General features: G+C 75.1%; 16 protein-coding genes and 1 riboswitch. Of the genes, 15 read left to right on the forward strand and 1 reads right to left on the reverse strand.

Translation table 11 applies throughout. The annotated features are described in order from the left end of the window. The first annotated feature begins 262 nt into the window (after window positions 1-262). From ACZ6KF_RS12915 to cobI, 9 genes are all read left to right on the forward strand, one after another. Window positions 263-1,501, forward strand: a complete 1,239-nt coding sequence (locus ACZ6KF_RS12915; protein ID WP_356633004.1) for an inorganic phosphate transporter — start codon at window positions 263-265, stop codon at window positions 1,499-1,501. An 18-nt stretch (window positions 1,502-1,519) separates the two neighbouring features. Next, window positions 1,520-1,744 carry a hypothetical protein gene (locus ACZ6KF_RS12920; protein WP_469238455.1) on the forward strand — a complete coding sequence of 75 codons (225 nt, stop codon included), beginning with the start codon at window positions 1,520-1,522 and terminating at the stop codon, window positions 1,742-1,744. A gap of 184 nt (window positions 1,745-1,928) precedes the next feature. Next, window positions 1,929-2,069: riboswitch (cobalamin riboswitch) on the forward strand. 117 nt (window positions 2,070-2,186) lie between these two features. Continuing rightward, entirely contained in the window at window positions 2,187-3,140 is a 954-nt protein-coding gene (locus ACZ6KF_RS12925; protein WP_469238456.1) for a cobalamin biosynthesis protein, read from the forward strand. After that, window positions 3,140-4,672 (forward strand): cobyric acid synthase, encoded by a 1,533-nt coding sequence (locus ACZ6KF_RS12930; protein WP_356633010.1) that lies wholly within the window; start codon window positions 3,140-3,142, stop codon window positions 4,670-4,672. The genes ACZ6KF_RS12925 and ACZ6KF_RS12930 overlap by 1 nt, the downstream gene beginning before the upstream one ends. Beyond that, window positions 4,669-8,325 (forward strand): cobaltochelatase subunit CobN, encoded by a 3,657-nt coding sequence (gene cobN, locus ACZ6KF_RS12935; protein ID WP_469238457.1) that lies wholly within the window; start codon window positions 4,669-4,671, stop codon window positions 8,323-8,325. The genes ACZ6KF_RS12930 and cobN overlap by 4 nt, the downstream gene beginning before the upstream one ends. Then, window positions 8,322-10,313, forward strand: coding sequence for a putative cobaltochelatase (locus ACZ6KF_RS12940; protein ID WP_469238458.1), 1,992 nt, complete (start codon window positions 8,322-8,324; stop codon window positions 10,311-10,313). The genes cobN and ACZ6KF_RS12940 overlap by 4 nt, the downstream gene beginning before the upstream one ends. Continuing rightward, on the forward strand, window positions 10,313-10,912 hold the full coding sequence (cobO, locus tag ACZ6KF_RS12945; protein ID WP_469175533.1) for a cob(I)yrinic acid a,c-diamide adenosyltransferase: 600 nt from the start codon (window positions 10,313-10,315) through the stop codon (window positions 10,910-10,912). The genes ACZ6KF_RS12940 and cobO overlap by 1 nt, the downstream gene beginning before the upstream one ends. Beyond that, window positions 10,906-12,279 (forward strand): cobyrinate a,c-diamide synthase, encoded by a 1,374-nt coding sequence (locus ACZ6KF_RS12950; protein WP_469238459.1) that lies wholly within the window; start codon window positions 10,906-10,908, stop codon window positions 12,277-12,279. Before cobO ends, ACZ6KF_RS12950 begins: the two co-directional genes overlap by 7 nt. Continuing rightward, the gene (gene cobI / locus ACZ6KF_RS12955) at window positions 12,276-13,007 is read left to right on the forward strand and encodes a precorrin-2 C(20)-methyltransferase (protein ID WP_356633020.1); all 732 of its coding nucleotides are present in this window, start codon (window positions 12,276-12,278) and stop codon (window positions 13,005-13,007) included. The genes ACZ6KF_RS12950 and cobI overlap by 4 nt, the downstream gene beginning before the upstream one ends. 23 nt (window positions 13,008-13,030) lie before the next feature. Here cobI and ACZ6KF_RS12960 read toward each other — a convergent pair whose 3' ends face one another. Beyond that, complete coding sequence (locus tag ACZ6KF_RS12960) at window positions 13,031-13,759, reverse strand: ZIP family metal transporter (protein WP_356633022.1); 729 nt, start codon at window positions 13,757-13,759, stop codon at window positions 13,031-13,033. Between the two features lie 92 nt (window positions 13,760-13,851). Here ACZ6KF_RS12960 and cobM point away from each other — a divergent pair, with 92 nt between their 5' ends. Genes cobM through cobC form a run of 6 tightly spaced genes read left to right on the forward strand, consistent with a single transcriptional unit; the run spans window position 13,852 to window position 20,133 of the window. Continuing rightward, window positions 13,852-14,670 carry a precorrin-4 C(11)-methyltransferase gene (cobM, locus tag ACZ6KF_RS12965; protein ID WP_356633024.1) on the forward strand — a complete coding sequence of 273 codons (819 nt, stop codon included), beginning with the start codon at window positions 13,852-13,854 and terminating at the stop codon, window positions 14,668-14,670. Window positions 14,671-14,675: 5 nt separating this feature from the next. Then, entirely contained in the window at window positions 14,676-15,911 is a 1,236-nt protein-coding gene (gene cbiE / locus ACZ6KF_RS12970) for a precorrin-6y C5,15-methyltransferase (decarboxylating) subunit CbiE (protein WP_469160316.1), read from the forward strand. Further along, window positions 15,908-17,578, forward strand: a complete 1,671-nt coding sequence (cobJ, locus tag ACZ6KF_RS12975; RefSeq protein ID WP_469238460.1) for a precorrin-3B C(17)-methyltransferase — start codon at window positions 15,908-15,910, stop codon at window positions 17,576-17,578. The genes cbiE and cobJ overlap by 4 nt, the downstream gene beginning before the upstream one ends. Further along, complete coding sequence (locus ACZ6KF_RS12980; RefSeq protein WP_469160284.1) at window positions 17,575-18,162, forward strand: precorrin-8X methylmutase; 588 nt, start codon at window positions 17,575-17,577, stop codon at window positions 18,160-18,162. The genes cobJ and ACZ6KF_RS12980 overlap by 4 nt, the downstream gene beginning before the upstream one ends. Continuing rightward, window positions 18,159-19,094: a sirohydrochlorin chelatase gene (locus tag ACZ6KF_RS12985; RefSeq protein ID WP_469160283.1), complete on the forward strand. Its 936-nt coding sequence runs from the start codon at window positions 18,159-18,161 to the stop codon at window positions 19,092-19,094. The genes ACZ6KF_RS12980 and ACZ6KF_RS12985 overlap by 4 nt, the downstream gene beginning before the upstream one ends. Further along, entirely contained in the window at window positions 19,084-20,133 is a 1,050-nt protein-coding gene (gene cobC / locus ACZ6KF_RS12990; RefSeq protein ID WP_356633032.1) for an Rv2231c family pyridoxal phosphate-dependent protein CobC, read from the forward strand. Before ACZ6KF_RS12985 ends, cobC begins: the two co-directional genes overlap by 11 nt. Window positions 20,134-20,463 lie beyond the last annotated feature (330 nt).

Genomic DNA, 20,463 nt, shown 5'->3' on the forward strand with positions numbered 1-20,463 from the left:
GGCGGCCGGGCGGGTGACCAACGTCTCCTTCCGGCGCCCCGCGGGCCGGATGCGGAACCGGATGCGGAACGGCTTTCGGGGCAGGGGCCTTGGGGCGTCCGGGCCGTCGCCGGGTCGTCGGCGTGGAGCGGTTCACCAAAGGATCGTTGGTGAAGGCCGGAGCCGACCTACGGACACCCAGAAGCCCTTCTCAGTTCACCTTGCGTTCACCTGGGTTACTTACGTTCGTCCAGCCAATGACCTCGAACGATTGCCTGGGTAAATGGAAGGCATCTCGCTGATCCTCGCGATTGTGGTGGTAACCGCACTCGCGTTCGATTTCACGAACGGTTTCCACGACACCGCCAACGCGATGGCCACCACCATCTCCACCGGTGCTCTGCGGCCCAAGGTCGCCGTGGCCATGTCCGCCGTCCTCAATCTGGTCGGCGCGTTCCTTTCGGTGGAGGTCGCCAACACGATCTCCAAGGGCCTGGTCGACGAGAGCGGAATTCGTCCCGAGGTCATCTTCGCCGCGCTGGTCGGCGCGATCCTGTGGAACCTGCTGACCTGGCTGGTGGGCCTGCCCTCGTCCTCCTCGCACGCCCTCATGGGCGGCCTGGTCGGCGCCACCGTCGCCTCCGCCGGCTTCGGCGCGGTGCACGGCGACGCGCTGGTCACCAAGGTGCTCATCCCGGCCATCGCCGCCCCGCTGGTGGCGGGCGTCGCGGCGATGCTCGGCACCCGGCTGACGTACCGGCTCGGCCGCAAGGCCGACGGCGAGGCCTCGGCCAAGGGCTACCGCGCCGGGCAGATCGCCTCCGCCGGCCTGGTCTCCCTCGCCCACGGCACCAACGACGCCCAGAAGACGATGGGCATCATCACCCTCGCCCTGGTCGCCGGCGGCACCCTCGCCCCCGACTCCGACCCGCCCATGTGGGTCATCCTCTCCGCGGGCGTGGCCATCGCCCTCGGCACCTACCTCGGCGGCTGGCGCATCATCCGCACCATGGGCAAGGGCCTGACCGACCTCCAGCCGCAGCAGGGCTTCGCCGCCCAGACCAGCGCCGCGACGGTCATCCTCGCCTCCTCCCACCTCGGCTTCTCCCTCTCCACCACGCACTCGGTCTCCGGCGCCGTGATGGGCGCGGGCCTGGGCCGCAAGGGCGGCGTGGTCCGCTGGTCCACCGCCACCCGGATGTTCGTCGCCTGGGGCCTGACCCTGCCGGCCGCCGCCCTGGTGGGCGCGCTCGCCGAGGTCGTCACCCGCTTCGGCGACTGGGGCACCGCGCTCGTGGCCGTCTTCCTGGTCGGCTCCAGCGCCGCCATCTGGAAGATCTCCCGCCGCGAGGTCGTCGACCACACCAACGTCAACGACACCGAGGAGCCGGCCGGCGTGGTCACCACCGCCATGGCCGCGGTCACCCCGCCGCCCACCGCCGCCGCGGCGGAGGAACTGGCGGCGGCGATCCCCGCCCAGGCGAGCGACTCCAAGGCCCCGTCGGCCTCCACCCCCGTCTGACGAAGGAACGGAAGCAGCATGAAGATCGACTGGGCGGCCCTCGGCTCCGTCTTCGGCGTCAGCCTCGTGGTCACCGTGGCCCTCGTGGGCCTGTTCACCCTCGGCATCGCGGGACTGTCCCGCCGTGAGCGCGCCGCGGCCAACGGCGGCGGCTCCGCGGTCCTCGCGCTGACCGGCGCCTACGCGGCCTTCGCCGGGTGCGCGGCGGCGGTGGCGTACGGGATCTACCTGATCGTCGCGTAGCCCTCCCCCCTCGCAGCCCGCTCCCCCTTCGGGCCCTTCCCCTCGACGCCCGCCTGCCCGGGCCGCCCTCACCGGTGGCCGGGGCAGGCGGGCATCCGCGCGTTCCGGGACCAGGGGCGGGCGCAAGGGGGCCGGTGTGGGCCTCAGCACACTCCCCTCCCGCAGGTCAACGGCAAGTTGACGGCCCTTCCAACCCCGTGGTGGACTTCCGGGGCCATGTACGGCGGCAGGAGAGGAAGCCCGGTGAGAATCCGGCGCGGTCCCGCCACTGTGACCGGGGCAGGAAACCCCGGGAGCCAGGAACTCTCACCGCCGGTCTCGTCGAACCAGGGCGTGGACACCCTGAGTGAGGACACAACGCGATGCTCGGCTGCCGTTCGAGGCTCAGCACCAGGTCTCTTCCCGACGCCTCCCCACGCGACCTCGCGACCGGCTGAGCCCGATGCGTGCCGATCGCGTCTTCGCGTACGGCGCCACCGCCGGCCTCCTCGGCGACCTGCTCCTCGGCGATCCCCGCCGCGGGCACCCGGTCGCCGCGTTCGGACGTGCCGCGGGCGCCGTGGAACGGGTGCTGTGGCGTGACCACCGCGGGTGGGGCGCGCTGCACACCGCGCTGTGCGCCGGCGGCGCCGTCGCCCTCGGGGCCGCCGCCTCCCGTGCCGTACGCTCCTCCCCCGCCGCCTCCGTCCTGCTGACCGGCGCCGCCACCTGGGCCGTCGTCGGCGGTACCTCCCTCGCCCGCGAGGCCGAAGCCGTCGGGCGCGCCCTGGAGGCCGGGGACGTCGAGGCCGCCCGGGACCGGCTGCCGCACCTGTGCGGGCGCGACCCGCAGGCGCTGGACGCCGACGGGATCGCCCGCGCGGTGGTGGAGTCCGTCGCCGAGAACACCTCGGACGCCGTGGTCGGCGCGCTGGTGTGGGGCGCGGCCTGCGGAGTGCCGGGGCTGCTCGGCTTCCGGGCCGTCAACACCCTCGACGCCATGGTCGGCCACAAGTCGCCCCGCCACCGCCGTTACGGCTGGGCCTCCGCCCGCCTCGACGACCTCGCCGGATGGCCGGGCGCGCGGCTCACCGCCGTCCTCGCCGCCGCGGCCGGTGACGATCCGCGCGGCGCGCTGCGGGCCTGGCGGACCGACGCCCACAGGCACCCGAGTCCCAACGCCGGGCCCGTGGAGGCCTCGTTCGCGGGGGCGCTCGGGGTGCGGCTCGGCGGGACGCTGTCGTACGGCGGGCGCGTCGAGCACCGGCCCGTGCTCAACGGGGCAGCCGGGCGCGCCGTCGAGGTCGGGGACATCCGGCGCGCGATCCGGCTGTCCCGGCGCGTGAGCGTGCTCGCGCTCGGGGTGTGCGCGGGCGTGTCCGTGGTGAAGTCCGCCCTGCAGAGAGGACGTACGTGATGAGCGGAGGGCTCCTCGTCGCCGGCACCACCTCCGACGCCGGCAAGAGCGTGGTCACCGCCGGAATCTGCCGCTGGCTGGTCCGCCAGGGCGTGAAGGTGGCGCCGTTCAAGGCGCAGAACATGTCGCTGAACTCCTTCGTGACCCGCGAGGGCGCGGAGATCGGGCGGGCTCAGGCCATGCAGGCGCAGGCCTGCCGGATCGAGCCGACCGCCCTGATGAACCCGGTGCTGCTCAAGCCGGGCGGCGAGCAGAGCAGCCAGGTGGTGCTGCTGGGCAGGCCGGTGGGCGAGCTGAGCGCCCGCGGCTACCACGGCGGGCGGCAGCAGCGGCTGCTGGGCACGGTGCTGGACTGTCTGGAGCAGTTGCGGGGCACGTATGACGCGGTGATCTGTGAGGGGGCCGGCAGTCCGGCGGAGATCAACCTGCGGCGGACCGACATCGTGAACATGGGGATCGCCCGCAACGCGCGGCTGCCCGTGCTGGTGGTGGGCGACATCGACCGCGGGGGCGTCTTCGCGTCCTTCTTCGGCACGGTGGCGCTGCTCTCGCCCGAGGACCAGGCGCTGGTCGCCGGGTTCCTGGTGAACAAGTTCCGCGGCGACGTCTCGCTGCTGGAGCCGGGCCTGGACATGCTCCGGGACCTCACCGGGCGGGGGACGTACGGCGTGCTGCCGTACCGGCACGGGCTCGGCATCGACGAGGAGGACGGACTGAGGGTGTCGCTGCGCGGGACCGTGCGCGAGTCGAACACCGCCCCGCCCGTCGGCGAGGACGTGCTGCGCGTCGCCGTGTGCGCGGTGCCGCTGATGTCCAACTTCACCGACGTCGACGCGCTGGCCGCCGAGCCGGGCGTCGTGGTGCGGTTCGTGGACCGGCCGGAGGAACTGGCCGACGCCGACCTGGTCGTGCTGCCGGGGACCCGCGGCACCGTGCGGGCGCTGGACTGGCTGCACGAGCGCGGGCTCGCCGGGGCGCTGCGCCGCCGGGCCGCGGAGGGCCGGCCCGTCCTCGGGATCTGCGGCGGCTTCCAGGTCCTCGGCGAGCGCATCGAGGACGACGTCGAGAGCCGACGCGGACAGGTGGACGGCCTCGGCATCCTGCCGGTGCGGGTGCGCTTCGCCCGCGAGAAGACCCTCACCCGGCCGGTCGGCGAGGCCCTCGGCGAGCGGGTCGAGGGCTACGAGATCCACCACGGGGTGGCCGACGTCCTCGGCGGGGACACGTTCATCTCCGACGACCGAGGACACGGTCTGGACGGCTGCCGGATCGGCACGACCTGGGGCACCCACTGGCACGGCTCGCTGGAGTCGGACGGCTTCCGGCGCGCCTTCCTGCGCGAGGTGGCCGCCCTCGCCGGCCGCCGCTTCGTGCCGGCGCCCGACACCTCGTTCGCCGCGTTGCGCGAGCAACAGCTCGACCGGCTCGGCGACCTGATCGAACAGCACGCGGACACGGACGCGCTGTGGCGGCTCATCGAGTCGGGCGCGCCGCAAGGACTGCCTTTCATTCCACCGGGAGCGCCCGCATGAGCACAGTGTTGTTGTTGTCGACCGCCGACACCGATCTGCTGGCGGCCCACGCCGCGGACGCCGGCTACCGGATCGGCAACCCGACCCGCGTCGACGTCCAGGAGGAACTGCCCGCGCTCCTGGAGGGCGCGGACATCGCCGTCGTACGGCTGCTGGGCGGCAAGCGCGCCTGGGAGGACGGGCTCGCCGCGCTGAAGGCGTCCGGCGTGCCGACCGTGCTGCTCGGCGGCGAGGCCGTGCCGGACGCGGAGCTGATGGCCGAGTCGTCCGTCCCGGCCGGCGTGGTGGCCGAGGCGCTGCGGTACCTCGTCGAGGGCGGGCCGGACAACCTCACCGAACTGGCCCGGTTCCTCTCCGACACCGTGCTGCTGACCGGCGAGGGTTTCGAGGAGCCGCGCAGGATGCCGGAGTACGGCGTCCACGGCGAGCGCGCCGTCGCGGACGGCCGCCCGACGGTCGGCGTGCTCTTCTACCGCGCCCACGAACTCAGCGGCAACACCGCCTTCGTGGACACCCTGTGCGACGCGATCGAGGCACAGGGCGCCAACGCCCTTCCGGTGTACTGCGGTTCGCTGCGCGGCGCGGAGGAGGGCCTGTACGGGATCCTGGGCCGCGCCGACGCCCTGATCGCCACGGTCCTCGCCGCCGGCGGCACGCACGCCTCCGGTGCTTCGGCCGGCGGCGACGAGGAGGCCTGGGACGTCGGGGCGCTCGCCGACCTGAACGTGCCGGTGCTGCAGGGCCTGTGCCTCACCTCCTCGCGGGCCGCCTGGGACGCGTCCGACGCCGCGCTGTCCCCGATGGACGCCGCGATGCAGGTCGCCATCCCGGAGTTCGACGGGCGGCTGATCACCGTGCCGTTCTCCTTCAAGGAGCAGGGCCCGGACGACGTCCCGGTGTACGTCGCCGACCCCGAGCGGGCCGCGCGGGTGGCCGGGATCGCCGTACGGCACGCCCGGCTCGGGCACAAGCCGAACGCCGACAAGAAGCTGGCGCTCGTCTTCACCGCGTACCCGACCAAGCACTCCCGCGTCGGCAACGCCGTCGGCCTGGACACGCCCGCCTCGGCGGTGCGGGTGCTGGACGCCCTGCGCGACGCCGGGTACGCGGTCGAGGGCTACCCGGACAACGGCGACGAGCTGATCCACCGGCTGATCGAGGCCGGCGGGCACGACGTGGAGTGGCTGACGGAGGACCAGCTGGCCGCCGCGCCCGCCAGGGTGCCGCTGGCCGACTACCGGGCGTGGTTCGACCGGCTGGACCCCGAGCTGCGCGACGGGATGCTGGAGGCGTGGGGCGAGCCGCCCGGCTCCCTCTACGTGGACGGCGACGACATCGTGCTGGCGTCCCTGCGGTTCGGGAACGTCGTCGTGATGATCCAGCCGCCGCGCGGCTTCGGCGAGAACCCCATCGCGATCTACCACGACCCCGACATGCCGCCGTCCCACCACTACCTGGCGGCCTACCGCTGGCTGGAGAACTCCTTCCGCGCGGACGCGATCGTGCACATGGGCAAGCACGGCACGATGGAGTGGCTGCCCGGCAAGGGCCTCGGGCTCAGCAAGGGCTGCGCGCCGGACGCCGTCCTCGGCGACCTCCCCCTCGTCTACCCCTTCATCGTCAACGACCCCGGCGAGGGCACCCAGGCCAAGCGGCGCGGGCACGCCACGGTGGTCGACCACCTGGTGCCGCCGATGGCCCGCGCGGACACGTACGGGGACCTGGCGAAGCTGGAACAGCTCCTCGACGAGTACGCGCTCGTCTCCGACCTGGACCCGGCCAAGGCTCCGGCCGTGCGGGCGCAGATCTGGACGCTGGTGAAGGCGGCCGAGCTCCATCACGACCTGCACGTGGACGAGCAGCCGGACGACGAGACCTTCGACGAGTTCGTCATGCACATCGACGGCTATCTGTGCGAGATCAAGGACGTGCAGATCCGCGACGGCCTGCACGTTCTCGGCGGCGGGCCGGTCGGCGAACCGCGCGTCAACCTGGTGCTGGCCGTGCTGCGGGCCTCCCAGGTGTGGGGCGGGCGGGCCAACGCGCTGCCGGGGCTGCGGGCCTCGCTGGCCGCGCACTTCGGGCTGGACGAGAAGGAGCTGCTGGCCGAGCCGGGCGCGCCGGTGAAGGTGCCCGTCGAGCTGACGAACCTGGTGGAGGGTCCCGCGCGCACCGGCTCCGACGCCGTCGACCTGCTGGAGCAGCTGTGCCGGCGGCTGGCGGAGGGCATGGAGGCCCGTGGCTGGGCCGTCGCGGAGAGCGGTCCGCTGGTGCGGGAGGTGCTGGGCGGCGCCGAAGTGCCGGACGCCGTCGCGGTGCTGGAGTTCGCCTGCGACGAGGTCGTGCCGCGTCTCGCCCGGACGACGGACGAGATCGGGCACATCCTGCGCGCCCTGGACGGCGGCTACGTCCCGGCCGGCCCGTCGGGCTCCCCGACGCGCGGCCTGGTCAACGTCCTGCCGACCGGCCGGAACTTCTACTCCGTCGACCCCAAGGCCATTCCGTCCCGGCTGAGCTGGGAGGTCGGGCAGTCGCTGGCGGACTCGCTGGTGCAGCGGTATCTGACCGACACCGGGGAGTACCCGAAGTCCGTCGGCCTGACGGTGTGGGGCACGTCCGCGATGCGCACCCAGGGCGACGACATCGCCGAGATCCTGGCGCTGCTGGGCTGCCGCCCGGTGTGGGACGACGCGTCGCGGCGGGTGACCGGCTTCGAGATCGTGCCCCTGGAGGAGCTGGGCCGACCGCGCATCGACGTCACGGTCCGCATCTCCGGCTTCTTCCGGGACGCGTTCCCGCACGTCGTCGGGCTGATCGACGACGCGGTGCGGGCGGTGGCCGAGCTGGACGAGCCCGCCGAGTCCAACCACGTGCGGGCGCACGTGGACGAGGACGCCGCCGAGCACGGCGACCGGCGGCGCGCGACGGCCCGTATCTTCGGCTCCAAGCCGGGGGCGTACGGCGCGGGTCTGCTGCCGCTGATCGACGCGCGGAACTGGCGCTCCGACGCGGACCTCGCCGAGGTGTACGCGGTGTGGGGCGGCTACGCCTACGGGCGCGGGCTCGACGGACGGGCGGCGCGCGGGGACATGGAGACGGCGTTCCGGCGGATCGCGGTGGCGGCGAAGAACGTCGACACGCGCGAGCACGACCTGGTCGATGCCGACGACTACTTCCAGTACCACGGCGGCATGGTCGCCATGGTGCGGCACCTGACCGGCGCCAACCCCGAGGCCTACGTGGGCGATTCGGCGACGCCGGACCAGGTGAGGACGCGGACGCTGGGCGAGGAGACGCACCGGGTCTTCCGGGCGCGGGTGGTCAACCCGCGCTGGATGGCGGCGATGCGGCGGCACGGCTACAAGGGCGCCTTCGAGATGGCGGCGACCGTGGACTACCTGTTCGGGTACGACGCCACGGCGGGGGTCGTGGACGACTGGATGTACGAGAAGCTCAGCGCCGAGTACGTCTTCGACCCGGAGAACCGGGACTTCATGAAGAAGTCCAACCCGTGGGCGCTGCGCGGCATCACCGAGCGACTGCTGGAGGCCGCCGACCGCGGGCTGTGGGCCGAGCCGGACGCCGACACGCTGGAGCGGCTGCGCGCCACCTATCTGGAGCTCGAAGGCGACCTGGAGGGCGACGACAAGTGACCATCCCGTTTCCGTTCACGGCCGTCGTCGGCCAGGACGACCTGCGCCTCGGCCTGCTGCTCAACGCCGTCTCACCGAGCATCGGCGGCATTCTCGTGCGCGGTGAGAAGGGGACGGCCAAGTCGACGACGGTCCGCGCCCTGTCGGCGCTGCTGCCGGAGGTCGACGTCGTCCCCGGGTGCCGCTTCTCCTGCGCCCCGGCCGCTCCCGACCCGGCGTGCCCGGACGGGCCGCACGAGGTCCGGGCCGGTACGACGCGCCCGGCCCGCATGGTCGAACTCCCCGTCGGCGCCTCCGAGGACCGGCTGGTGGGCGCCCTCGACATCGAGCGGGCGCTCGCGGAGGGCGTGAAGGCGTTCGAGCCGGGCCTGCTCGCCGACGCGCACCGCGGGATCCTGTACGTGGACGAGGTCAACCTGCTCCACGACCACCTGGTCGACCTCCTCCTGGACGCCGCCGCGATGGGCGCCTCGTACGTCGAACGCGAGGGCGTGTCCGTGCGGCACGCGGCGCGCTTCCTGCTCGTCGGGACCATGAACCCCGAAGAGGGCGAGCTGCGACCGCAACTGCTCGACCGGTTCGGGCTCACCGTCGAGGTCGCCGCCTCGCGGGAGCCCGACCAGCGGGTGGAGGTCGTGCGGCGGCGGCTGGCCCACGACGACGACCCGGCCGGGTTCGCAGCGCGCTGGGCCGACGAGGAGGCCGCCGTGCGGCAGCGGATCGTGGCCGCACGCGAGCTGCTGCCCCAGGTCCGGCTCGGTGACGCGGCGCTTCGGCAGATCGCCGCGACCTGCGCCGCCTTCGAGGTGGACGGCATGCGCGCCGACATCGTGATGGCCCGCACGGCGACCGCGCTGGCGGCCTGGGCCGGGCGGACCGACGTCCTGGCCGAGGACGTGCGGCAGGCCGCGCTGCTGGCGCTGCCGCACCGGCGGCGGCGCAACCCCTTCGACGCTCCGGGGCTGGACGAGGACAAGCTCGACCGGACGCTGGAGGAGTTCGGCGACCAGGGCGAGGGCGACGACGATCCCGACCCCGACGGTCCCGGTGGAGGCGGCGGGCAGCCGTCCTTCGAAGGGCCCGACCAGGGCGGTTCCGGTGCGCGGCCCGAGGCCGGTGAGGGCGGGGAGCCGCAGCCGGCCGGGGCCGGGGCGGGCGAGCAGTCGGCCGTACGGGCCGCCGAGCCGTTCCGGACCCGGGTGCTGAGCGTGCCCGGCATCGGGGAGGGCGCCGCCGGGCGGCGTTCGCGGGCGCGGACCGAGCACGGGCGGACGATCGGGGCCCGGCGTCCGCGCGGGGCGCTGACCAAGCTGCACCTGGCCGCCACCGTGCAGGCCGCGGCGCCGCACCAGCGGGCGCGGGGGCGCAGCGGGCCGGGGCTGGTGGTGCGGCGGGACGATCTGCGGCAGGCGGTGCGCGAGGGGCGCGAGGGGAATCTGGTTCTTTTCGTCGTCGACGCCTCCGGGTCGATGGCCGCGCGGCAGCGGATGGGCGCCGTGAAGGGCGCCGTGCTGTCGTTGCTGCTGGACGCGTATCAGCGGCGGGACAAGGTGGGGCTGGTGACCTTCCGGGGGTCTTCGGCCGACGTCGCGCTGCCGCCCACCTCGTCCGTGGACGCGGCGGCGGCCCGGCTGGAGTCGCTGCCGACCGGGGGCCGTACGCCGCTGGCCGCCGGGCTGCTCAAGGCGCACGACGTGCTGCGCGTGGAGCGGCTGCGGGACGCCGCGCGCCGGCCGCTGGTCGTCGTGGTGACGGACGGGCGGGCCACCGGTGGGCCCGAGCCGGTGGCGCTGGCGTCGCGCGCCGCGCGGCTGTTCGCGGCCGACGGGGTGGCGTCGGTGGTCGTGGACTGCGAGGCGGGCCCGGTGCGGCTGGGGCTGGCGGGGCAGCTCGCCGGTGAACTGGGCGGTGCCGCCGTGACGTTGGACGAGCTGAGGGCCGACGCGATCGCCGGTCTGGTGAAGGACGTACAGAGGAGGGCCGCGTAATGCCGCAGGGACAGCCGAGTGTCGTACCGGACGACGGTCTGACGACCCGTCAGCGCCGTAACCGTCCGCTGGTGGTCGTGCACACGGGCGTGGGCAAGGGCAAGTCGACCGCCGCTTTCGGGCTCGCGCTGCGGGCCTGGAACCAGGGGTGGCCGATCGGGGTGTTCCAGTTCGTCAAGTCGGCGAAGTGGAAGGTCGGCGAGGAGCGGGCGCTGCGGGTGCTCGGGGAGTCCGGCGAGGGCGGGACCGTCGCCTGGCACAAGATGGGCGAGGGCTGGTCCTGGGTCCAGCGGGACGCGCAGATGGACAACGAGGAGAAGGCCCGCGAGGGCTGGGAGCAGGTCAAGCGGGACCTGGCCGCCGAGACGTACCAGTTGTACGTGCTGGACGAGTTCGCGTACCCGATGCACTGGGGGTGGGTCGACACCGACGAGGTGATCGACGTCCTGCGCGACCGGCCGGGCACCCAGCATGTGGTGATCACGGGGCGGAACGCGCCGGAGAAGCTGGTGGACTTCGCCGATCTCGTGACGGACATGTCCAAGGTCAAGCATCCGATGGACGCCGGACAGAAGGGGCAGAGGGGCATCGAGTGGTGACCTGGCCCTCGTCCGTTCCCCGGCTGGTCGTCGCCGCGCCCTCCTCCGGGAGCGGCAAGACCACCGTCGCCACGGGGCTGATGGCCGCGCTCGCCGGGCGGGGACTCGCCGTGTCCCCGCACAAGGTCGGGCCGGACTACATCGACCCCGGGTACCACGCGCTCGCCACCGGGCGTGTGGGGCGCAATCTCGACGCGTACCTGTGCGGGGCGGAGCTGGTCGCTCCGTTGTTCCTGCACGGGGCGCGGGGGTGTGACATCGCCGTCGTCGAGGGTGTGATGGGGCTGTACGACGGGGCGGCGGGGGAAGGGGAACTGGCCTCCACCGCCCATGTCGCCAAGCTGCTCGAGGCGCCGGTCGTGCTCGTCGTGGACGCCTCGAGGCAGTCGCGGTCGGTCGCCGCTCTGGTGCACGGGTTCGCGTCCTGGGACCCGCAGGTGCGGGTCGCGGGCGTGATCCTCAACAAGGTCGGGTCCGACCGGCACGAGGAGCTGCTGCGGGACGCCTTGGATTCGGTCGGGGTGCCGGTGTTCGGGGTGCTGCGGCGGGCTCCGCAGGTCGATACGCCGTCCAGGCATCTGGGGCTGGTGCCGGTCGCCGAGCGGCGGGCCCAGGCCGTGGAGGCCGTGGCTGCGATGGCCGCGCAGGTCGCCGCGGGATGTGACCTGGAGGCGCTGGTGGGGCTGGCTCGGAATGCGGGTGCGTTGGCGGGTGCGGCCTGGGACGCGGCTGAGGCCGTCGCTTCCTCGCCCCCGCCGCCCGGGCGTGTGAAAGTCGCCGTCGCCGGTGGGCCGGCGTTCACCTTCTCCTACGCCGAACACGCCGAGCTGCTCACGGCCGCCGGGGCCGATGTCGTCACCTTCGATCCCCTCCGCGACGAGCGACTGCCCGAGGGCGCGCGCGGGCTGGTCGTCGGCGGCGGGTTCCCGGAGGTGTACGCCGCCGAGCTGTCCGCCAACGAGCCGCTGCGCAGGGCCGTGGCCGAGCTGGCCCTCGGCGGCGCGCCGGTGGCGGCCGAGTGCGCGGGGCTGCTGTACCTGTGCCGGGAGCTGGACGGGCTGCCCATGTGCGGTGTGCTCGGCGCCGCCGCGCGGATGACGGACCGGCTCACCCTCGGCTACCGGGACGCGGTGGCCGTGAGCGACAGCGTCCTCGCGGCGGCCGGGACGCGGATGCGGGGGCACGAGTTCCACCGCACGGTCGTCGAGCCCGGCGCCGGGGCGGAGGCCGCGTGGGGGGTGCGCGCGCCCGAGCGGCGCGTCGAGGGTTTCGTACAGCGAGGTGTGCACGCGAGCTATCTGCACACGCACTGGGCGTCCGAGCCCGGTGTCGCCCGTCGGTTCGTGGAGAGGTGCCGGACGTCATGAGCAGCAGACTGATCGGGGTCGGGGTGGGGCCGGGCGACCCCGAGCTGGTGACGGTGAAGGGCGTCAACGCGCTGCGGGCCGCGGACGTCGTCGTGGTCCCGGTGATGGACACGGGCGAGCGCGGGCGGGCCGAGGCGACGGTGCTGCACTACGTGGGGCCGGAGAAGGTCGTGCGGGTGGTGTTCGCGCTGAACGAGCGCAGCGACCGGGCCCGGCGCGAGGCCGCCTGGGACGCGGCCGGGGAGCGGGTGGCCGCGCTGCTGCGGGCGCACGGGACGGTCGCGTTCGCGACGATCGGCGACCCGAACGTGTACTCGACGTTCACCTATCTCGCGCAGACCATCGCCGCCGTGGTGCCGGGCGTCGTGGTGCGGACCGTGCCCGGGATCACCGCGATGCAGGACCTCGCGGCCCGTTCGGGAGCGGTGCTGACGGAGGGCACCGAGCCGCTGACGCTGGTGCCGGTGACGGCCGGGGCGGGTGTGCTCAAGGAGGCGCTGGACGGGCCGGGGACGGTCGTGGCGTACAAGTTCGGGCGGCAGGCGGCCGAGGTCGCCGAGGCGCTGCGGGACAGCGGGCGGATCGACGACGCGGTGTGGGGGTCGGCGCTCGGGCTGCCCGAGGAGTCCGTGCGCCCGGCCGCCGAGCTGGACGGGGCCGCGCTGCCGTACCTCTCGACGCTGATCTCGCCGCCGCGGCGCGACGGCGGGCGGGGCGGCAAGCTGTGACCGTCGGACAGGCGCCGGCCCGGTCACTCCGCGACGCCGACCACCAGCCAGATGAACGCCGCCCCCGCGACCGTGCACAGCAGCGTGGAGCGGGCCGGGTGGGTGTGGTGGGCCTCGGGCAGGATCTCCGCCGCGGCCAGGTACAGCAGTGCGCCGCCGAACAGGCCGAGGTAGCCGCCGAGCAGGGGCTCGGGGATGGCGACGAACGCCGTGGAGGCGGCGCCGGCCACGGGGGCGACCGCGTCCGCGCCCAGCATCAGCACGGCGCGGCGGCGGGCGTTGCCGTACAGCCGGGTCAGTGTGTAGGTGTTGAAGCCGTCCGCGAAGTCGTGGGCGACGACGGCCAGCGCGACGGCGACGCCCATGTCCTCGCCGATCTGGAAGGCGGCGCCGATGGCGACGCCGTCCATGGCGCTGTGGCCGACCATCGCGGCGGCGGCCGTCAGGCCCACCTCGGGCGCGCGTCCGTCCGCGTTCTTGGCGCCGTGCGCGGCCTGCCGGGCGGCCAGCAGCCGTTCCACCAGATGGGCCAGCAGAAAGCCGGCGACGAACAGCAGGAACGCGGCCGGCACGCCGAACACGTCGGCGTCCGCGGCGGCGAGCGACTCGGGCAGCAGGTCCAGTCCGACCACGCCCAGCATGAGCCCGCCGGCCAGGCCCAGCACCAGGTGGCGGCGGTCGGTCACGCGGTGTGCCGTCCAGCCGCCGGCCAACGTCATCAGGAACGCGCCGAGCGCGACGATCACCGCCATGCGCCCTTCGTATCCGATGCGTCCCCCGCCGCGCACCTTCGGCCTTCACCGCCGGTGCGCTTCCCCATCCCGTCATGAGAGGACCCCGACCCATGGCCGACGCCCCTTCCGGCAAGGTGACCTTCGTCGGCGCCGGCCCCGGCGCCGCCGATCTGCTGACGTTCCGCGCCGCCCGCGCCATCGCCGAGGCGGACGTGGTGATCTGGGCCGCGAGCCTGGTCCAGGAGGAGGTGCTGGAGCACGCCCGGGAGGGCGCGGAGATCCTCGACTCGGCGGCGATGTCGCTGGAGGACGTCGTCGCCGTGTACGAGCGGGCGCACGCCGACGGCCTGCGGGTGGCCCGGATCCACTCCGGTGACCCGGCGCTGTGGGGCGGCACGCAGGAGCAGCTGGACCGGTGCGCGCGGATCGGCATCGCGACCGAGGTGGTGCCGGGCGTGTCGTCGTTCTCGGCGGTGGCGGCGATCGCGCAGCGGGAGCTGACGATCCCCGAGGTGGCGCAGTCGGTGATCCTCACCCGGCTGGGCGGCGGCAAGACGCCGATGCCGCCCGGGGAGGAGGTGCGGGAGTTCGCCCGGCACGGGACGACGATGGCGGTCTTCCTGTCGGCGGCGCGCAGCGGCCAGCTGGTGCGGGAGCTGCTGGAGGGCGGCTATCCGACGACGACGCCGGTGGTGATCGCGTACCAGGCGACGTGGCCGGAGGAGCTGCTGGTGCGGTGCACGGTGGGCACGCTGGAGGACACGGTCAAGGAGCACAAGCTGTGGAAGCACACGCTGTTCCTGGTCGGTCCGGCCCTCGACGCGCACGGCACCCGCTCGCACCTGTACCACCCCGGTCACTTCCACGGTTACCGCAAGGCCGACCCGGAGGCCCGCCGGGCGCTGCGCGAGCGGGGTGCCCGTACGTGAGCGCCCTGATCACCGTCGTGGGCACGGGGACGGGGGCGCCGGCCGCGGCGGAGGCGGTCGCGGGGGCCGCGCTGGTCGTCGGCGGGCGGCGGCACCTGGAGTCCGTGGCGCTGCCCGGGGGCGCGGAGCGGATCGTGCTGGGGCCGCTGGCGCCCGCGCTGGACGCCGTCGCCGAGTACGTCGCCAAGGAGGCGCCGGTCGTGGTGCTGGCCTCGGGCGATCCCGGGTTCTTCGGGATCGTGCGGGCGCTGGCGGAGCGGTTCGGGCCACAGCGGCTGGAGGTGCGGCCGGAGGTGTCGTCGGTGGCCGCGGCGTTCGCGCGGGCGGGGCTGCCGTGGGACGACGCGGTGGTGGTCAGCGCGCACGGGCGGGAGCTGCGGACGGCGGTCAACGTGTGCCGGGCGCATCCGAAGACGGCGGTGCTGACCGGGCCTGGGGCCGGTCCGGCGGAGCTGGGCGCGGCGCTCGGGGACGCCCCGCGGGTGCTGGTGGTGGCGTCGGCGCTGGGGTCGGCCCGGGAGCGGGTGGAGCGGGTGACGCCGGCCGAGGCCGCGGCGCGGGACTGGGGGCCGGCGGTGAGCGTCGTGCTGTGCCTGGACGAGGCGCGGGCGCTGGGTCCGGTGCGCACGGTCGCGGGTCCGCCGGTGCGGCCCGGCGGGTGGGCGCTGGAGGAGTCGGCGTTCGCCCACCGCGACTCGATGATCACCAAGTTCGAGGTGCGGGCGCTGGCCCTGGCCCGGCTCGGGCCGCGCCCCGGCGACCTGGTGTGGGACGTCGGCGCGGGTTCGGGCTCGGTGGCCGTGGAGTGCGCGCGGCTGGGCGCCGCCGTGGTGGCGGTGGAGAAGGCGGCGGACGGGGTGGAGCGGATCCGCGCCAACGCCGCCGCGCACGGCGTCGACGTGCGGGCCGTGCACGGGGCGGCGCCCGGGGCGCTGGACGGCCTGGACGACGATCCCGACGCGGTGTTCGTCGGCGGCGGCGGGCGCGAGCTGCCCGCCGTGGTGGCGGCGTGCGCGCGGCGGGCGCGGCGGGCGGTGGTGGTGGCGCTGGCGGCGCTGGACCGGGTACCGGCCGCGCGGGAGGCGCTGACGGCCGCCGGGCTCGACTGCGACGGGGTGCTGCTGCAGTCGTCCCGCCTCGCGCCGCTTCCGGGCGATGTGACCCGGCTGGCGGCGACCAATCCGGTTTTCCTGCTGTGGGGCGTGCGGCCCCCGGCGCATGACGAAGGAGTTGTCCAGTGATCGGCCTTGTTTCCGCCACGGCGGCGGGCGCGGCTGCGCGCGACCGGCTGGCCGCGGCCTGGCCGGAGCGTACGCGCGTGTACGACGGCCCTGTCGGGTCCGCCGTGCGGCGGGCGTTCGCGGAGTGCGAGCAGCTCGTGTGCTTCCTGGCCACGGGTGCGGTGGTGCGGCTGATCGCCCCGCTGCTGGCCGACAAGGCGTCCGACCCGGGCGTGGTCTGCGTCGACGAGGGCGGCCGGTTCGCGGTGTCGCTGGTCGGCGGGCACGGCGGCGGCGCCAACGAGCTGGCCGCGCGGGTGGGCGAGGTGCTCGGCGCCGAGCCGGTGGTGACCACCGGCACGGACGCGGCCGGCCTTCCCGGTCTGGACACGCTGGGGCTGCCCGTGGAGGGCGATGTGGCCGGGGTGACGCGGGCGCTGCTGGACGGGGAGCCGGTCGCGGTGGACGCCGAGGTGGCGTGGCCGCTGCCGCCGCTGCCGGTCGCGCAGAGCGGGGCGTACACGATCCGGGTGACGGACCGCCATGTCGCCGTCGGCCGGGGCGAGGTGGTGCTGCGTCCGCCGTCGCTGGTCGTGGGCGTGGGCGCGTCGCGGGGGGCGCCCGCGGACGAGGTGCTGGGGCTGGTCGAGGGCGCCCTGCGGGACGCCGGGCTGTCGGCGGCGTCGGTCGCCGAGCTGGCCACCGTGGACGCCAAGGCCGGCGAGCCCGGCATCGTGGCGGCGGCGCAGCGGCTGGGGGTGCCGCTGGTGACGTACCCGGCCGGGGAGCTGGCCGGCGTCGACGTGCCGAACCCCTCCGACGCGCCGCTCGCCGCCGTCGGCACGCCGTCCGTCGCGGAGGCGTCGGCGCTGGCCCGCGGGGGCGAACTCCTCGTCCCCAAGCGTAAGTCGGCCATGGCGACCTGCGCGGTCGTACGGCGTCCCGCGCGCGGCCGGCTCGCGGTGGTCGGCCTCGGGCCGGGCGCACGGGACCTGCTGACGCCCCGCGCGACGGCGGAGCTGCGCCGCGCCTCGGTGCTGGTGGGCCTGGACCAGTACGTCGACCAGATCCGCGATCTGCTGCGGCCGGGCACCCGCGTCCTGGAGTCGGGGCTCGGCGCGGAGGAGGAGCGGGCCCGCACGGCCGTCGAGGAGGCCCGCAGGGGGCATGCGGTGGCGCTGATCGGCAGCGGCGACGCGGGCGTGTACGCCATGGCGTCCCCGGCGCTCGCCGAGGCGTCCGACGACATCGACGTGGTCGGGGTGCCGGGCGTGACCGCCGCGCTGGCCGCCGCCGCGATCCTGGGCGCGCCGCTCGGCCACGACCACGTGTCGATCAGCCTGTCGGACCTGCACACGCCGTGGGAGGTCATCGAGCGGCGGGTGCGCGCGGCGGCGGAGGCGGACCTCGTGGTGACGTTCTACAACCCGCGCAGCCGGGGCCGGGACTGGCAGCTGCCGAAGGCCCTGGGCATCCTCGCCGAGCACCGGGCGTCCGGGACCCCGGTGGGCGTGGTGCGCAATGCCTCGCGCGCCGACGAGTCGAGCCGGATCACCACGCTCGGTGAACTGGCCCCGGCGACGGTCGACATGATGACGGTCGTGACGGTGGGCAACACCGCGACCCGGACGATCGCGGGGCGCATGGTGACGCCGCGCGGCTACCGCTGGCAGGAGGCGTCCCGGTGACGCGCGTGGTCCATCCCATCGAGGCCGAGTCCTACCGGCGGCTGCGCGCCCGGCTGGACACGTCGCACTTCCCGCCGCTGACCCGGGCGGTGGTGGAGCGGGTGATCCACTCCGCCGCCGACCTGGAGTACGCCGACGATCTCGTGATGGACGAGGCCGACCTGGTGGCGGCGCACGCGGCGCTGCACGCCGGGGCGCCGGTCGTCGTGGACGTGGAGATGGTCGGTGCGGGCATCACCCGGCGGGAGACCGTGTGCCGGCTGCAGGACGCCGTCGCGGGGCCGGGCCTGACCCGGTCGGCGCACGGCATCCGGCTGGCTTACGAGCAGGTCGGCCCCGGCGCGCTCTGGGTGATCGGCAACGCGCCGACCGCGCTGGAGGAACTGCTCACGCTGGACGCCGCTCCGGCGCTCGTCATCGGCCTGCCCGTCGGCTTCGTCGGCGCGGCCGAGTCCAAGGCCGCGTTGCGCGAGAGCGGGCTGCCCGCCGTGAGCAACGTGTCCGAGAAGGGCGGGTCGGCGGTCGCCGCCGCCGCGCTCAACGCCCTGCTGTACCACCCGATTTCCGCCGAGGAGAAACCGTGACCACCCCGCCGCCCGCCCTGCTCATCGCCGGCCACGGCACCCGTGACGACGCCGGCGCCGAGGCGTTCCGCGACTTCGTGCGCCAGCTGGGGCGCCGCCACCCCGAACTGCCCGTCGCGGGCGGCTTCATCGAACTGTCCCCGCCGCCGCTCGGCGAGGCCGTCGCCGAGCTGGTGGAGCGCGGGGTGCGCCGGTTCGCCGCCGTGCCGCTGATGCTGGTGTCCGCCGGGCACGCCAAGGGCGACATCCCGGCGGCGCTGGCCCGCGAGAAGGAACGGCACCCGGGGATCTCGTACTCCTACGGGCGTCCGCTGGGCCCGCACCCGGCGCTGCTGAACGTGCTGGAGCGGCGTCTGGACGAGGCGCTCGGCGGTGCCGGGCGGACGCCGGAGGACCGGGCGGACGTGACCGTGCTGCTGGTCGGGCGCGGCTCCACCGACCCGGACGCCAACGCGGAGGTGTGCAAGGCGGCCCGGCTCCTGTGGGAGGGGCGCGGGTACGCGGGCGTGGAGACGGCGTTCGTGTCGCTGGCCGCGCCGGACGTGCCGAGCGGGCTGGACCGGTGCGCGCGGCTGGGTGCCGGGCGGATCGTCGTGCTGCCGTACTTCCTGTTCACGGGCATCCTCCCGGACCGGGTGCGGCAGCAGACGGAGGGCTGGGCCGCCGCGCACCCCGAGGTCGAGGTGCGGTCCGCGGACGTGATCGGGCCGGAGCCGGAGCTGCTGGACCTGGTGATGGAGCGGTACGCGGAGGCCGTCGAGGGCGATCTGCGGATGAACTGCGACTCGTGCGTGTACCGGATCGCGCTGCCGGGCTTCGAGGACAAGGTGGGCATGCCGCAGCAGCCGCACTTCCACCCCGACGACGACGGCCACCACCACGGTCACGGCCACCACCATCACGGAGGGCACGCGCACTCGCATGCACACTGACGGGCCCGACCTGCGCCACCACGGTGACGCGGAGGTGCGCGACGACGGCGCGGCGCTGACCGACCTGGCGGTGAACGTCCGCGCGGGCACGCCGCCGCCGTGGCTGCGCACCCGCATCGCCGACTCCCTGGCCGGCCTCGCCGCCTACCCGGACGGGCGGGCGGCGCGGGCGGCGGTCGCCGCGCGGCACGGGCTGCCGGCCGACCGGGTGCTGCTGACGGCGGGTGCGGCGGAGGCGTTCGTGCTGCTGGCGCGGGCGCTGAAGGTGCGCCGGCCGGTGGTGGTGCATCCGCAGTTCACCGAGCCGGAGGCGGCGCTGCGGGACGCCGGGCACTCGGTGGACCGGGTGCTGCTGCGCGAGGAGGACGGCTTCCGGCTCGATCCGGCGGCCGTCCCCGAGGAGGCGGACCTGGTCGTCGTCGGCAATCCGACCAACCCGACGTCGGTCCTGCACCCGGCGGACGACGTGGCGCGGCTGGCCCGGCCCGGGCGGACGCTGGTCGTGGACGAGGCGTTCATGGACGCGGTGCCGGGCGAGCGGGAGGCCCTGGCGGGCCGGACGGACGTGCCCGGCCTGGTCGTGCTGCGCAGCCTGACCAAGACATGGGGCCTGGCCGGGCTGCGCGTCGGGTACGTCCTCGCCGCCCCGGACACCGTCGCGGACCTGGAGCGGGCCCAGCCCCTGTGGCCGGTGTCGACGCCGGCGCTCGCCGCGGCCGAGGCGTGCGTGACGCCGCCGGCCCTGGCGGAGGCGGCCCACGCCGCCCACCGCATCGCGTCCGACCGGGCCCGTCTCCTGGCGGGCCTGGCGGAGTTCGCCCCGCACGGCCTGCGCGCGGTGACCCCGGCCGAGGCCCCGTTCGTCCTGGTCCGCCTCCCCCGTGCGGCCGAGGTGCGCCACCGGCTGCGTGCCCTCGGCTACGCGGTGCGCCGCGGGGACACCTTCCCGGGGCTGGGCGAGCAGTGGCTGCGCCTGGCGGTACGGGACCGGGCGACGACGGACGGGTTCCTGGGGGCGCTGCGGCGGGCGGTGGGCTGAGGACGGGCCGCCCGGACTCGGCCGGGGGCGAGGCGCTCATCCCGCGCCGGCGCCGGCGCTCCTCCGCCCGCCGCCGGCGAGGTACGGGGTCAGGGAGTCGCCGCCCGTCTCCGCCAGGCCGGCCGCCGGCCGGTCGGGCGCGCCCTGGGACGCCACGTCGGCCGGCGCGGGGTCTGGCCGGCGGCCCGGGCCGGGGTGAGCGTGCCCTCGACGGTGTACGGGCGGCGCCCAGGGTGACTCACTCCAACGAGGGGTTTTGGCGAGGACGTCGAGCTTTCGGGTGCGGGCGTTCGCCTGCGCCCGCCGCATTCACTCCTCCCGGCGAGCGCC

Source organism: Streptomyces sp. NPDC046379, from assembly GCF_055587785.1.

What these genes read in the sequence shown, in the direction of transcription:
- ACZ6KF_RS12915 (WP_356633004.1), top strand. Translation starts at nt 263, where the DNA reads ATGGAAGGCATCTCGCTGATCCTCGCGATTGTGGTGGTAACCGCACTC.
- ACZ6KF_RS12920 (WP_469238455.1), top strand. Translation starts at nt 1,520, where the DNA reads ATGAAGATCGACTGGGCGGCCCTCGGCTCCGTCTTCGGCGTCAGCCTC.
- ACZ6KF_RS12925 (WP_469238456.1), top strand. Translation starts at nt 2,187, where the DNA reads ATGCGTGCCGATCGCGTCTTCGCGTACGGCGCCACCGCCGGCCTCCTC.
- ACZ6KF_RS12930 (WP_356633010.1), top strand. Translation starts at nt 3,140, where the DNA reads ATGAGCGGAGGGCTCCTCGTCGCCGGCACCACCTCCGACGCCGGCAAG.
- cobN (WP_469238457.1), top strand. Translation starts at nt 4,669, where the DNA reads ATGAGCACAGTGTTGTTGTTGTCGACCGCCGACACCGATCTGCTGGCG.
- cobO (WP_469175533.1), top strand. Translation starts at nt 10,313, where the DNA reads ATGCCGCAGGGACAGCCGAGTGTCGTACCGGACGACGGTCTGACGACC.
- cobI (WP_356633020.1), top strand. Translation starts at nt 12,276, where the DNA reads ATGAGCAGCAGACTGATCGGGGTCGGGGTGGGGCCGGGCGACCCCGAG.
- ACZ6KF_RS12960 (WP_356633022.1), bottom strand. Translation starts at nt 13,759, where the DNA reads ATGGCGGTGATCGTCGCGCTCGGCGCGTTCCTGATGACGTTGGCCGGC.
- cobM (WP_356633024.1), top strand. Translation starts at nt 13,852, where the DNA reads ATGGCCGACGCCCCTTCCGGCAAGGTGACCTTCGTCGGCGCCGGCCCC.
- cobC (WP_356633032.1), top strand. Translation starts at nt 19,084, where the DNA reads ATGCACACTGACGGGCCCGACCTGCGCCACCACGGTGACGCGGAGGTG.